Consider the following 13370-nt stretch of genomic DNA (forward strand, 5'->3'; position numbering starts at 1 on the left):
GTATCGATAAGACGGTATCCTGTCTTGATAGCGTTATAAACTACCTCTTCGCATTCTTTTAAGTCCGGAATCTGAAATACTCCGAATCCCTCAAGTGGCATCTTTGCTCCTGTGTTAAGTGTAATGTACTCCATAATAGAAATCCTCCTTCTTATCTGAAATTATTCTGTTTGAGCCATTCATCCAGCCCTTCTATTTCCTTGTTAAATAGTCCTGCAACAGCATCCGCATTTCTTGCTGACGCTTTTGCATCCTTAAGTGATGTGGTCATGTAGTTATGATCATCTGTATAAGAGTTCGCAAAAAGATAAATCTTTTTTCCTTTCCAGTCCGGATAGGATTCCAAAAATCTCCATACAGGAAGCGGTGATGTGTACCACCAGATAGGAAATGCCAGAATCAAGCTGTCGTATTTTTCCACATCCGGAAGAGGTGTCTTTATCTCCGGAGTGGCGCGCAAAGTGGGACTTGCTCCCTGAATTCCCGTAGCACCACTGGACCATTTAATTGCGATAAAGCGCCATCACTTACAACTTCAAGCGCATATCTATGTATTTCTGAGCCCTGTCTTCAAAGCCTACCTTTTTATAGACCGGATAGCCTTCATCTGTTGCCATTAAATCTATTCGGCATAATTTTTTTTCTTTCGCAAACTCTATCATGTTTTTCATCAGCTGTGTGCAGATTCCCTTTCCACGGTATTCACTCTCTGTATATACACTGAGCACTTCTCCATCAAGTCCATTGGGTAAAAAAGGGTTCGCCGGCTTCTCAATGATCAGCAGATATGCCGCTGCCACCAACCGTCCTTTTGCCCTTGCAACAAATGCGATCAGTTCTTTTCCAAGTCTTCTGTCAAAATATCCCGGAAGTTGTTCCTCCATACATTGCCGTTCATATTCACTGATAGTTCCGAAATCGTCTATCATATATGCAATTCTCAAACGAACCAACTCAGATATGTCATCTTTACCGGCCATGTCAAAAATAACATTGCTCATTAGTCATACTCCTCACAGTAGTACATAATATTTAAAGTTATTTTTCTGTCTCTATTTTATTTATAGTATCTTTTAGTATCTCTTCACGTAAACCGGTCAACCACTCTCCAAGATCATGTAGCGTTCATTTGTTCTATCCCTCGTAGCCGTTTTAATTAAATGCTAGACTCGTCAATTATCTTAGGAAATCCTATTTACAGAACTAAGGATTTACACACACTATTCATTTTCGCCGTAATACTTAAAACACATCATGGTCATGTCATCAAACTGCGATGTTGCGCCTACGAATTCTTCCACATTCTTCTTTACATTGGTAAGAAGCTTTTTGGCATCTGCCTCAGGTTCTATGTTGAGAGTATCAAGAAGCCTCTTTGTTCCATAAAGATCATTATCTGAATTAGTTGCTTCTATTACTCCATCCGTATAAACGAATATTGAATCACCGGGTTCAAGCCGGAATTCATGCTCTTCAAACTGTATATCAGGAAATGCCGCAACTGCCAGAGAATGCTTGTATTCCTTAAAGCTGTACTGCCCACCCTCATGCTTTATTGCGGGATGCTCATGTCCTGCATTGGACGCTATTCCCTTACCTGTGGATAGCTCAATGATACAGAGCCACACAGTTACAAACATATCCGAATCATTGCCCTCACAGAGCTGATGGTTTACATCATAAAGTATTTCGGAAGGAGACATTTTATCGCCCATCATACTTCTGTTCTTTATCAGGGTCTTTGCAATCACCATGAAAAGAGCAGCAGGTACGCCTTTTCCCGATACATCTGCCATAACCATGGCTATATGATCATCATCCAAAAGGAAAAAATCATAAAAGTCGCCGCCCACTTCCTTGGCAGGAGACATGGTGGCATAGATATCAAAGGCCTGCCTGTCCGGGAAAGGCGGGAAAATACTTGGCAGCATATCAGCCTGAATCCTGGTCGCTACGTTAAGCTCAGCTACGATTCGCTCCCTTTCTGCGGTAATATTCTTAATATCATCGATATAGTTTATGATCTCGCATTCCATATCGTGGACAGATTTCGCAAGATCCTCGATCTCGTCCGCAGTCTTTATGGTGGTAAGAGAATCATCTGCCTGTGCGCTGCCTTTAGCAAATTTCCCGACGCTGTCTCTTATCAGCATTATGGGATCAATAAAGTTTTTACGCATGACTATCCAGTTCAAGACGCAGAAAATCACAAGCAAAACAAGCGTAATAACCGTAATGTTAAAAACATATTTCAGAAGAGTGGATATGATCACATCCATATATGTATCAACAAATAAAAGAGCAACCACCTGTCCGGTACTGTCCTTAACAGGAAGACAGGTCGATGTGAGAAATCCGTATTTTTTGGATCTTCTAACAAGATAGCTTGATGGTCTCTCCCCCTCGGTATACGCAGTCCATATTTCTTCAAAGGATGCCGCGATTGGATCCGTATCTCCGATAAAGGTATCAGAATCGTAGACATATCTCATGGTCTTATCTTCATAAGGAACAGCTATATAGATAAAAGCAGCACCCGAATATTCTTCTATTCTTCGAAGGTACTCTTCTATCCACCGGTAATAATCATCCGCCTCCCAAGTTCTGGTATACTCGGCAATCTTGTCATGATCGATTTCATTCAGGATAATATTTGCCAGCACATATCCCCTGTCGTTATACATTTTCTCTATAGCCCTGTCAAAAATCCAAGTACCTGCTGCACAGGTAAGTGCTCCAAAGAAAAGCGTAAAAACCACGATTCCTGCGATGGCCTTTTTATTAATATTCCATTTGATTTTCATTACAAATTCGTCCCCTCAAAAGCTTTATAGATTTATAATATCAGACATTTCTAGATTTTGTAGCGACTTTTTATTGACATACTACGACAATCGTATTATATTTACTATGACAGTCGTAGTAACGATGGTCGTAGTAATACCAAATAGCAACATAAACCGTAACAATCGTGTTTCTAAAAAGGAATAGATCATGCAGGAAATCAGCAGTGATGTTATTCGAGGGTATAACGACACCATAATCTTATTTTTTCTGATAAAAGAACCATCCTATGGTTACGAAATATCCAAGAATATCAAAACTCTCTCCGACAACAAATATCTGATAAAGGAAACCACACTTTATTCTGCATTTACCAGACTTGAGAAGAACGGATACATATCTTCCTTCAGTCAGGAAGCAGAGAATGGCAAGCGAAGAACTTATTATCGGATAACGGATTCCGGGAAGAGTTATTACAAAGAAAAATGTGAAGAATGGCAATTGACCAAGGATGTAATCGAACGATTCATATCTGATGCACAATAGGGAAAGGGGTTCAAATATATGGAGACAATAAAAAATTATTTAGAGACAATGTTTACAAATTTTCCTGACACCATGGAGATAAGACGCGCGAAGTCAGAGCTTCTGTCTATGTCAGAGGATAAGTACAATGAACTTATAGCTTCAGGAATGCCTAAAAATGAGGTCGTAGGAACTATAATAAGCGAACTTGGAACTCCAGAGGAGCTGGCAGAAAGCCTTGGGTTCTTTAACTCACAGCAGAGAGAAACACCTGTGGAAATAGTAGAGACTAACACAGTTTACAGACGTCTTGTAACTCTCGATGAAGCGGCTGACTATGTCGGAGACTGTGCCCTGTCAAAAATGATTCTGGGACTTGGAATTCTCTTTTGCATAATCTCACCAGCAGGTCCTGTTCTTGGCGAGAGCTTCCGCTATATTTTTGGCAATAATGCTTTCTCTGAGATGCTTGGAGGACTTGGCGTAGGCTTCCTCTTCCTGTCTACAGCAATAGGTGTTGGCTTTATCATTCTCTCAGGCCACAAGATGAAGGAGTGGAAATTCCTCAAAAGAGAACTCTGCGCAGTGGATAGAGAAACCGAGAACTTTCTTAGAAACGAGCTTGAAAATGTCCGTCTTAGAAAATCATTTTCACTGGTTGTGGGAATTGGCCTTTGCATCATAAGCGTAGTGCCTGTAAGTATATTCGGATCTATGTCAGCTCCTCTGTTTTTCACAGCAGGTCTTGGCCCCGCTATGATCTTTAACCTTACGGGTCTTGGTGTTTACTTTATCATTACTTCAGGAAGTAAGTCACACGCTTACGAGCATCTGCTTTCACTTAACACAAGAATGGCAGCATAACTGAAGATCAGTTCTCTGAAAAAATATCGCATATCATTTGATTCACGCGGTTGCTGGATGCTACCCCCTGCTCTGTGAACAAATCCTCTGAGTCAGGGGTACATTCGCCGCAGACATCCACCGCAAGAATCCTGCCCCGGAACCTGCTATTCAGGTCATCCAGGGCTTTTTTTAATTCTTCTATAGTCATCTCGCCCTGATCCCAGTTAGTTGCAAGTTCGTCCCTTGAAATTACATCCTTATCTACTGAAATATAAACCCTTCTGTCAGGCGCTGTGCCGGCTGCAGAACCCTCAGTGCCATCATCTGACACTTCACTATTATCAGCAGTCCATGCATCCCAAAAGGCATCCATACCATGGACAAAGGTAACTCTCTTTTCATACTCCGGATGTTCTTCCTGCACTTCTTTTGTGAGCTTCTCATCAGTGCCTATGATATATACATTTCTAAGGCCCTCAATATCCTTAAGGGCATTCAACACCCAGCTTCCGCAGGATAAAATCTCCCCGTATGAAGTCCACTTCATATCAGGGTGGTGATCAAACATCACAAGGTCAAATTCAGGAAGCTTTTCCTTATCATTCATAACATCCATCAAAACCTTGGACATATAATGATAATTCCCCGAGTCGAAGAAGCGAATATATGGCAGCTTTTCAAGCTCTAAAAGCCTTTCCTTTATTTTTGCCCATGCAAAATCGTCACAGATACAATTAGTCCCTGTGACATCATTTAAACGCAAAAGAGAACGAGGGCTCCCTTCTGCATGAAAAGTAAATCCCTCGTTCTCATAGATTCCTGTGAAGTCAATTATCAGCATATCATATCTCTAAGATGTAACAATGCATCCTCTTTAATGATGCACTTACCTGTCTCCTCAACATGTGTCTGTTCTGCAGAATTCATCACGAGATCTTCTGCATATTCAAGTCCGCTTCTTCTAAGATCATATACTGTATTCTCATTGTCAGGCTCAAGCACAAAGGTCAGATAATAGGAATCATTCTCTTTGTAGAGCTTGGATGCCGTGATCGGCAGACTGAATGCAATCTTGGAAAAGCGTGCAGCAGAATTGATATCAGCAAATCTTGCCATGTAACGCTCAGTATTAACGATATGCTTCGCAATAGCCTCAATCTCGGGCTCCTGAACCTCATCCTGATCGTAAATCTGCTCGATAAGCTCAGATACCTGGCCTATCATCTCATTAAGGGCCTGCCCCTTCTCCATACCGGTCTTGCGCTTGATCGCATCGACTCTCTCCTGGGTCATCTCTCTGAGAATCGCCTCTGCTGAGCCGCGGATCCTGTCTGCAGACTTCTGGATATCTTCATTGGACATCTTAATTGCGAAAATGCGGACACTTCCATCCACCATCATGTTCTTGCTCATCATTAGAACTTCTGTCTCGGGATTAAATCCCAGCTGTTCACCAACTTCCCTGTTCAGCTGTGCCATAAACGGTACGGTTTTCTTCTCACCGTTCATGATTGCTTCAGGGGTGAGGCCGATTTCACGAAGTTCCGATGCAGCAATACTGCATTCAACTGTAGTATTGTTCATTTTAACGATTACCATATAGCCTCATCTCCTTCCTGCGTATAGCTAAAAAATGATATGCTAATGATTATATCCCCTTTTGTTAGCACTGTCTAGTACCGAGTGCTAATTGTCGCAATATTCACTTTTCCTATACTTATTGTACTATATATTTCGGTCTATGTCCCCTATTTTATTACACATTTTCTGAACGAATATTTATAAATATAAAACCCGAAATAAGGTTTTTTTGTTAAAAAAGATCTTATTCCGGGTTTATTATCATTGTTCAATTATGCAGGTTTTATCAGCGTTTCAGCTGTCTCAGCTCATCGAGAAGGGTGTCTGTTACAGTAATAACGCGACTGTTTGCCTGGAAACCACGCTGGGTGGTTATCATATCCGTAAACTCTGTGGACAGATCCACATTACTCATCTCCAGGGTTCCGGAGGTCATGTATCCGCCATCGTCAGTTACAAACATGAGCTGCGCATCGCCGGAGTTACCGGTTGCAGAATAGAGGTTTTCACCTTCCTTCGCAAGACCTGTCACATTGGCAAACTCTGCAACTACTATTTTTCCTGCAAATCTGGTCTGACCGTTGCTGTAATATCTGGTAATGGTGCCGTCCTGACCTATAGCAAAGCTCTTCATCATTCCTTCAGGATAGCCCTCGAAGTTACCTTCTATATCGCCTCTGTGGGTCTCAAGGCTTGAGCTTGTAGCTCCATTTAAAGGTGCATAATTGGTTGTGCCCGAAAAATCAATTGTAACGGTTCCTGCTGCCGCTGCGTCTCCCTGGAAGGTCACTTCAACCTGTCCGTTGGCTGCACCGTTTGCTGATACAAACTTACCTGTTGCAGGGTCATAATTAAGAGCAACGTTCATGTTTTCAGGAACACCGCCTTCTATACGATTGTGATTTTCATCATAAATTGCAGTGAGATTAGCCTGATATGTGGTATCGTTATCATCTCCCGCATTAGTAAACTGGAATCTGGCGGTATAAATCTTGCCGTCTGTTCCATAGAACTCAAGGTTCACTGTGCGACCATTTTCAGAAGCTAAAAGTGAATCTGTTCTGCTGATATTTCCTGTAACTCTTGCGTAGGTTGTAGCTTCGCCTGCAAGATTTATAAGATTTCCGTCATCATCAAGAGGAAGTACCTGTATTCTTCCGGTATTTGCGGCATCTCCGCCTTCCTGATTGATACCTCTTACATAATATCCGTTAGATCTTGTAACAAGATATCCGTTGGCATCTACGGAGAATGAACCGTCTCTTGTATAGTTCATCTGTCCGCTGGCATTCTCTACCATAAAGAAGGAATCGCCTGTGATACTTACATCCAGAGCATTGTCTGTAGTCTGGATTGATCCCTGTTTTCCTACATTTGTCATTATTGCGCCGGTTCTTACGCCAAGACCAACCTGTCTTGCGTTGGTTCCGCCTCTTACTGCTGAAGCGCCGTTTGCTCTTCTGCTTGTCTGATATAACAGATCGCCAAAGGTGGTCTGCTGGGATTTATAAGATGTAGTATTTACGTTAGCAACATTGTTACCTATTACGTCCATCTTCTGCTGATGTGTCTTAAGTCCTGCTACTCCTGACCATAATGATCTAACCATATACTCACCGCTTTCCATGAAAAAAGAATATAGTTTTACCTACATCTATATTATCGGTAAGCAGGTTTAGATACTTTAGTATAAAAAATAACTTCGTCCATAATTTTCCTATTATGAACGAAGTCCGTTATTAAAGTTCAAGTTCCTGTTTTTTCATGCTGACACGGGATCCGGGCTCAATGGAATATGTGATGAAAGCATTGGATCCTACCACGCTGTCGTGACCAATGACGGTCTCTCCGCCAAGTATTGAAGCTCCGGCATAGATCGTTACATTATCCTCGATTGTGGGATGTCTCTTGGCACCCTTAAGTGACTGTCCGCCCCTTGTGGAAAGAGCACCTATTGTAACACCCTGATAGATTTTTACGTGTTCTCCTATGATGGATGTCTCACCAACTACTATGCCTGTTCCATGGTCGATCATGAAGTATTTTCCTATGGTAGCACCGGGATGAATATCGATACCCGTCTTGGAATGAGCATACTCAGTCATGATCCTTGGAATAAGCGGAACCTCCAGAAGATAAAGCTCATGAGCCATTCTGTTGATGGTACTTGCAAGAAGTCCCGGATATGAAAGTATGATCTCCTCCTTGCTGTAAGCGGCAGGATCACCCTCGTAGGATGCCTGGAGATCTGTATCAACGAGCTCTCTGATATGTGGGATTTTCTTGAAAAATTCAAGGGTTATGCATCTTGCACCGCAGTTAAGAGTATCATCTGTTGCATGCTCATAGTCCTTCGCATGTCTGAAGGCTATGGCAACCTGCTTCTGAAGATTGTAGATGACGTCCTCGATAATGATACCCATTCTGTTGTTGTCGCTGTAGCTTCTGTAAACCTTATCCCTGTAATATCCGGGGAACAGAATGCGAAGAAGCTTATTTACAATATCGATTACCGCATCTCGGTCAGGCTGATTAAAAACATCAATCTGATCCACATCTCTGCCCTTTTTATAGTCATCCAGAATAAGACCAACTATGTTCTCTATTTCTTTTCTCAAATTCTGGTTTTCTTCAATATTCATGTCATCCTCCTGCCAGTAGCTTCTTAGCGAGTCTTAACCTTTATCACGTCTGATTTTTTGCCATATACATAGGTATCATGGGATATTCTGTATGGCACGATGTAATAATAGTACTTCTTTTTAGATGATAGCTTCTTATCAGTATACGTCAGTTTATCCTGTTTGCCGATACGTTTTATTCTTTTATATCCGGATTTTTTCTTTTCGGAACGGTATATCTCGTATCCCATAGCTCCGGTGGATCTTGTAAAAGCAAGTGTGATCTGCCTTTTCTTTGGCTCTGCTCCTATTATCTGAACCTTCGAAGGTGCGTAATCCTTGTACTTGACGATTATGGGTTTAAGAGCCTTTTTATAGTTATCAAGATCCTCTGATGCAATCTCCAGGTTAAGCTTAAGTGTGGCGCTCTGAGTCTTGGTGTAGTCAGAGTCCTCCGTTGTCTTGGCAAACTCCTGAACCCAGTAGTGAACACCGTTTACCTTAACGTGACCTATAGCGCAGACATTGTAGTCCTTACTAAGCATATTTCTGCGGTGGCCCTGGCCGATGTACTTGTTGTCATTTTCCTGAAAAGCCTTAAATGCTGCCTTTGCGGTCTTATAGCCATAGGCAATGTTCTCGCCCGCGGCGGTGTAAATATATCCTGCATCATCAAGAGCAGAGAAACAGCTGTTGCCATTTGGTCTTTCATGTGAAAAATTGATAGCAATCTCTGCAGCTCTTGTCATGGCAATCTTTTCAAGAGCATAGTCGTATGATAATCTGCCAAGCCCTGATATGTAGACCTTAGTGGTATTAGTGGCATTCCAAACCCAGGCGTCAGAGCCTCGCCTGAAATCATTTATCATGCCCAGCATTTCTCTGGCACTCTTTTGCTTATATGCCACCTTTACCTTGGCAAGAGTTATGTTCACTCTGGTAAAGGTCTTTGCCGCAGACTCCTTGGAAAGAATTGTTCCGTTATAGGCCTGAACCATGTATGTGTACAGACCGCCATCCTTCATGGTGTCCTTATCCTTATAGGAAAGTGTTCCCGCCGGAACTGTTGCGATCAGCGTCCATGGCTGTGAGGATTTTGTCCTTCTATATACGTTATAGCCCTCCGCATTTTCAGACTCTTTCCACCTAAGGACCATTCCGTCATATTTATTATCGCAACCCTTTATAACAGGCTGTGATACCTTTATTTCATTTTCCTGGGCGTGAACCACAAGGCTGCCCACATTTTTCTGAAAAATCACGCTGTTGCAATCAGAACAACAAATAGTGCCCAGCATGGCTGTCAGAATAACAGCTGATAAAAACCTTTTCTCTCCCCAACTCTTTTTCATATCGGCTCCTAGTATCGATAATTGTTCTTATTACTATATCATATTATAGGTCTTCTTGGAAAAAAGAGAAAATAGGATTTTCTACAAAAAAACCTTGAATTCCTAAGAATTCAAGGTTTTAGTAGTCGGAGTGGCGGGACTCGAACTCGCGGCCTCTACCTCCCTAAGATAGCGCGCTAACCTACTGCGCTACACCCCGGCGACAAATGGTATATTACCACGCCACGAGAACAAAAGCAACCATTAATTTTATTTTTTTTATTTTTTCTCAAAAATATTTCTTTTAATGTTAGAATAAAACTCATGAAAAACGAATCAAACACTACTAAACACTTAAATATTGGCATATATGCACACGTTGATGCCGGCAAGACAACTTTGTCCGAGGCGCTGCTTTTTACGTCAGGAGCCATTAGGAAATCAGGACGAGTTGATCATGGCGATACCTTCCTTGATACCCATTCTCTTGAAAGAAGCCGTGGCATCACCATTTTTTCAAAGCAGGCGGAGCTCACCTTACAGAATGGAACAAGTGTGACTCTCCTTGATACTCCGGGGCATGCTGATTTTACTGCTGAAACAGAGCGCACCATGAAGGTTCTGGACGTGGCTATACTGATAATCAGTGCTGCTGATGGCGTCACATCCCAGGTGTCACTTCTTTGGAGGCTTTTATCCCACTATCAGGTTCCTACCTTTATTTTTGTAAATAAAATGGACCAGACAGGTGCTGACAAAGCTCGCGTCTATGAGGATATCAGAAAAAGATTATCATCCCATGTGCTGGATTTTTCAGTTGATATCAGTTCAGAAGATTTTCAGGAGGAGCTGGCTCTTTGCGATGACGAGCTCCTTTCTGAATACCTTGAAAGCGGCCGCCACGTAACCGATGACGAAATATCCGCCCTTATCGCAGACAGAAAGCTTTTCCCCTGCGTATTTGGCTCTGCCCTTAAAATGGAGGGCGTAACGGAGCTTACAGAGCTAATTGAAAGGTATGCTACAGAACCTGAATACGGCGAAGAATTCGGTGCAAGAGTATATAAGATTTCAAGAGACAGCCTTGGTGCCAGAATCACCTGGATGAAAATTACCGGAGGCACCCTCCATCCAAGAGATATGATCTTCGATGAAAAGGTCGACCAGATAAGGGTGTATTCCGGCGAAAAATACGAGCTTTTAATGGAAGCAGGCGGTGGCAAAATCGTGGCAGTTACAGGCCTTTCTAAAACCCGTGCAGGTCAGGGACTTGGCAATCTCCTTGGAGAAACCGCAGAGCTTTTGCAGCCCATTCTTTCTACAACCATTATGCTGCCTGAGGATACCGATAAATTCACTGTTTACAATAATCTCCTCACACTTGCTGAAGAGGAGCCTCTTTTGTCTGTACACAAAAATGATCAAACAGGAGACATCTCCGTCCAGATAATGGGCGAGGTTCAGATGGAGGTGTTAAAGCATCTTTGCAAAGAACGCTTTGATATTGATATAGATTTTGGTCCCGAGACCATCGTCTATAAAGAGACCATAAGAACTGCTGTTGAAGGTGTGGGACATTTTGAGCCCCTTCGTCACTATGCAGAGGTTCATCTTCTGCTGTCTCCTGCTGAGCCGGGAAGCGGTCTTATTTTTGATACAGACTGCAAAACGGATCTCCTTGCAAGGAACTGGCAAAACCTTATTATTTCCAATCTTGAACAGCTTAAGATCAGGGGCGTTCTTACAGGCTCAGATATTACCGATATGCGCATAACCGTAATCGGCGGTCGTGCACACGATAAGCACACAGAGGGCGGAGACTTCAGAGAAGCTACTCTCCGTGCTGTACGTCAGGGACTTATGATGACAGACAGCATCCTTTTAGAGCCTGTATATGATTATGAAATCGAAGTACCGGGAGACTGCGTTGGAAGAGTACTTAGCGATATGAGCAGAATGAACGGCACCAGCAATCCTCCGGAGGTAAAAGAGGATGGATCTTCGGTTATTACAGGTACCGTTCCCGCATCAGAGCTTTCTGGATATTCTGCTTCGCTTATCTCCTTTACCCACGGCCAAGGCAGGATTTCTCTTAATCTTCGCGGCTATGAGCCCTGCCATAATGCTGAGGAGATCATTGAAGCTTTAGGCTACGATCCTGACAGAGATATTGAGCAGCCAACAGGCAGCGTATTTTGCTCCCACGGCGCAGGAACGCTCATCCCCTGGAATGAAGTAAGAAACCACATGCATGTGGATACAGGCTGGTCAGATGGAAATTCAGGCGTATCCGGCACACTTAACCTCAACTCTCCTGAGACAGATTTATCCCTCTTAGGCGATGAACTTAAGAGCTTTCGCTCATCCGATATTAAATATTCAGCGCAGGAGCTCTCCTACGAGGAAAGAGAGCGAAACTACAGCGCCACCATAAAGGAACTGGATCAGATTTTTGAAAGAACCTACGGCAAGGTTAAGCCTCGCTATGATGCCAAGGCAGATGAGGAGCGCAAGAGAAAAGCTGCAAATAAAGCTCCCGAGAAAAAATATAAAGCTAAAAACGAGTACACACCCGAGAACTCTTATCTTCTGGTGGATGGCTACAATATTATTTATGCCAATAATGAGCTTAGAAACCTGGCAGAGCATGACATTAAATCCGCCAGGGATAAACTGATGGATATTTTATCAAATTTTCAGGGCTACAGAAGGGAAAATGTGATCCTGGTGTTTGATGCATACAGAGTTCCCGGCGGCACAGAGCATGTGCTTAAATACCACAATTTGGATGTTGTTTTCACCAAGGAAGCTGAGACAGCCGATCAGTACATAGAAAGAACGGCTCATGAATACAGTAAAAAAAGTCGCGTAACAGTAGCGACTTCAGATGCAATAGAACAGGTAATTATTTACGGTGCAGGCGCTATCCGCATGTCCGCTAACGATTTCTGGCTTGAAATAGACAGAACCGAAGCGGAAATACGCGATAAGCTTTAACTCATATTATGAGTTGTGCTCTGCAAGATAATCGTTGAGAGCATCAGTGATCTCGTCACCATCGATGCCATGAACTGCACAAGCCTCTGCAAGAGACTCCATCTGTGAAGCAGGGCAATGGATACAACCCATTCCACACTCCATAAGGAACTGTGCTGCAAGAGGGTGCTTTGTGATGATCTCTCCAACGAGCATGCTTGAATTAATGATTTCCTGATTTGCTGTTTCGCTCATTTTGTCCTCCTATGTCAATAAAAACTATAAATTACATTTTATACACTCTATTTAAGTGTGATAGAATTTTAACCCGAAAAACATATAAATACAACCCCCGATAATCAAAAGTACTTATATCAAAAAACTATAATTACTGCATTAAAAATCTTTGTAAACGTAAAAAGAGACTACATTTTTAGTAGTCTCTTTATTCTATGCGTTCTTCACTTATTGTGGCTGATCCTATTGAATTGCTAAGCGAAGTTCAGTTCATAGCTGTTATGATTACCAAACGAAGGTTACTGCGTTTGCAACATCCTGGGATATGGTGTTGTCCTTAACCAGCTGCTTAAGCCAATTCTCAAGATCATCTGCCTTGTGGTTGGTCTCAACAAAGTGTATGCTCTTTCCATTAACATCTTTTGCAAGAAACAATTCGTACATATACATTAGCTTGTCCTCCGTTATA

The 13370-nt window shown here is 42.4% G+C and carries 13 protein-coding genes and 1 tRNA gene; 3 read left to right on the forward strand and 11 right to left on the reverse strand.

Translation table 11 applies throughout. The annotated features are described in order from the left end of the window. Positions 1–151: 151 nt before the first annotated feature. From G603_RS20600 to G603_RS21680, 3 genes are all read right to left on the reverse strand, one after another. Positions 152–460 (reverse strand): flavodoxin, encoded by a 309-nt coding sequence (locus G603_RS20600; protein WP_051207946.1) that lies wholly within the window; start codon positions 458–460, stop codon positions 152–154. A gap of 67 nt (positions 461–527) precedes the next feature. Next, positions 528–1001, reverse strand: coding sequence for a GNAT family N-acetyltransferase (locus G603_RS0114765; RefSeq protein ID WP_026670698.1), 474 nt, complete (start codon positions 999–1001; stop codon positions 528–530). A gap of 219 nt (positions 1002–1220) precedes the next feature. Further along, a complete protein-coding gene (locus G603_RS21680) occupies positions 1221–2804 on the reverse strand; it encodes a SpoIIE family protein phosphatase (protein WP_051207948.1) in 1584 nt (527 codons plus the stop codon). 190 nt (positions 2805–2994) lie between these two features. Between G603_RS21680 and G603_RS0114775 the strand changes: the two genes are divergently transcribed. Beyond that, a complete protein-coding gene (locus G603_RS0114775; protein ID WP_026670699.1) occupies positions 2995–3330 on the forward strand; it encodes a PadR family transcriptional regulator in 336 nt (111 codons plus the stop codon). An 18-nt stretch (positions 3331–3348) separates the two neighbouring features. Then, entirely contained in the window at positions 3349–4173 is an 825-nt protein-coding gene (locus G603_RS0114780; protein ID WP_026670700.1) for a permease prefix domain 1-containing protein, read from the forward strand. Between the two features lie 7 nt (positions 4174–4180). Here G603_RS0114780 and G603_RS0114785 read toward each other — a convergent pair whose 3' ends face one another. From G603_RS0114785 to G603_RS0114810, 6 genes are all read right to left on the reverse strand, one after another. Then, entirely contained in the window at positions 4181–4996 is an 816-nt protein-coding gene (locus G603_RS0114785; RefSeq protein ID WP_026670701.1) for a hypothetical protein, read from the reverse strand. After that, entirely contained in the window at positions 4990–5754 is a 765-nt protein-coding gene (locus tag G603_RS0114790; RefSeq protein WP_026670702.1) for an adaptor protein MecA, read from the reverse strand. Before G603_RS0114790 ends, G603_RS0114785 begins: the two co-directional genes overlap by 7 nt. A gap of 268 nt (positions 5755–6022) precedes the next feature. After that, positions 6023–7345, reverse strand: a complete 1323-nt coding sequence (locus G603_RS0114795; RefSeq protein ID WP_026670703.1) for a flagellar hook protein FlgE — start codon at positions 7343–7345, stop codon at positions 6023–6025. Between the two features lie 130 nt (positions 7346–7475). After that, positions 7476–8378: a serine O-acetyltransferase gene (locus tag G603_RS0114800; RefSeq protein ID WP_035793474.1), complete on the reverse strand. Its 903-nt coding sequence runs from the start codon at positions 8376–8378 to the stop codon at positions 7476–7478. Between the two features lie 23 nt (positions 8379–8401). After that, positions 8402–9709, reverse strand: coding sequence for a CAP domain-containing protein (locus G603_RS21685; protein WP_051207951.1), 1308 nt, complete (start codon positions 9707–9709; stop codon positions 8402–8404). A 125-nt stretch (positions 9710–9834) separates the two neighbouring features. Beyond that, positions 9835–9908: transfer RNA gene (locus G603_RS0114810), tRNA-Pro, on the reverse strand. 104 nt (positions 9909–10012) lie between these two features. Here G603_RS0114810 and G603_RS20615 point away from each other — a divergent pair. Further along, positions 10013–12685 carry a translation factor GTPase family protein gene (locus G603_RS20615; protein ID WP_035793477.1) on the forward strand — a complete coding sequence of 891 codons (2673 nt, stop codon included), beginning with the start codon at positions 10013–10015 and terminating at the stop codon, positions 12683–12685. Positions 12686–12691: 6 nt separating this feature from the next. Here the strand turns inward: G603_RS20615 and G603_RS0114820 are convergent, their stop codons facing one another. Together G603_RS0114820 and G603_RS22475 are read right to left on the reverse strand one after the other, a co-directional pair. Continuing rightward, positions 12692–12919, reverse strand: a complete 228-nt coding sequence (locus tag G603_RS0114820) for a DUF1858 domain-containing protein (RefSeq protein ID WP_081667087.1) — start codon at positions 12917–12919, stop codon at positions 12692–12694. A 267-nt stretch (positions 12920–13186) separates the two neighbouring features. Continuing rightward, entirely contained in the window at positions 13187–13351 is a 165-nt protein-coding gene (locus G603_RS22475) for a hypothetical protein (protein WP_155832692.1), read from the reverse strand. Positions 13352–13370 lie beyond the last annotated feature (19 nt).

This window comes from Butyrivibrio sp. AE3006, assembly GCF_000424165.1.
Taxonomy (GTDB): Bacteria; Bacillota; Clostridia; order Lachnospirales; family Lachnospiraceae; genus Butyrivibrio.